This window comes from Noviherbaspirillum malthae (assembly GCF_015352985.1).
GTDB lineage: Bacteria > Pseudomonadota > Gammaproteobacteria > Burkholderiales > Burkholderiaceae_D > Noviherbaspirillum > Noviherbaspirillum malthae.
In genome coordinates this window covers 1-979 of sequence record NZ_JACYXF010000194.1, presented here as the reverse complement: position 1 = coordinate 979, position 979 = coordinate 1, and the positions used below count along the sequence as shown (strand labels likewise).

Genomic DNA, 979 nt, shown 5'->3' with positions numbered 1-979 from the left:
GGTCGCCGGAGAACACTTGAACGAAGCACCTATAGGAGAAAACCAACATGAAGAAATCGCTACTCGCGCTTGCCGTCCTGGGCGCACTCTCTGGCTCGGTCGCCGCTCAGACCAACGTCACCGTCTACGGCCTCCTCGACATGGGCATCGTGCGCGAAAGCGGCGGCCCCGCACCCGGCTCCGTCACCAAGCTCACCAGCGGCATCGCCAACGGCTCGCGCGTGGGCTTCCGCGGCACCGAAGACCTCGGCGGCGGCCTGCAAGCCTTCTTCACCATCGAAAACGGCTTCCAGGCCGACACCGGCGCCCTCGGCCAGGGCGGCCTGCTCTTCGGCCGCCAGGCCTTCGTCGGCCTGCAGGGCGGCTTCGGCGCCGTGCGCCTGGGCCGCCAGTACACCCCGGTCGATACCACCATGGGCGCGGTCGATCCCTTCTTCAACGGCCTCGAAGGCCGCGCCTTCAACCTGTTCGCCCGCGGCTACGTCAGCCGGGTCAACAACTCCATCATGTACAGCACGCCGACCTTCGGCGGCTTCCAGGGTGACGTGACCTACGGTCTGGGCGAAGTTGCCGGCAGCTCCAGCGCCGGCCGCTATGTCGGCGCCTCCTTCGGCTATTCCGCCGGTCCGCTGTACGTGCGCCTGGCCTACCAGGATTCCAACACCATCCCGGCAGCGGCTGCAGGCGCCACGCCGGCGGTGCTGGTCGGCTCCGACAAGAACACGATGCTGGGTGCGACCTACAACTTCGGTCCGGTCATGCTGCACGGCGCCTATGGTCTGACCGAAGCCGACCGCGGCGGCATCGACACGGCCGACTTCAAGGATGCGATGGTGGGCGTGTCGGTGCCGGTGGGTGCGGGCAAGATCCTGGCCAGCGTGGTTCACCGCAGCGACGACATCGGCACGGCCGATGCGAACTTCTACGGTCTGGGCTACATCCACTCGGTGTCCAAGCGCACCACGCTGCACACGTCGTA

Annotated in this window: 1 protein-coding gene; it reads left to right on the top strand. The window is 67.1% G+C overall.

The window, feature by feature from the left end; genetic code table 11:
• Window positions 1–47 precede the first annotated feature (47 nt).
• Window positions 48–979, top strand: a 932-nt coding sequence (locus tag IGW03_RS37715) for a porin (protein ID WP_194727496.1), incomplete at its 3' end; no start/stop codon positions are given.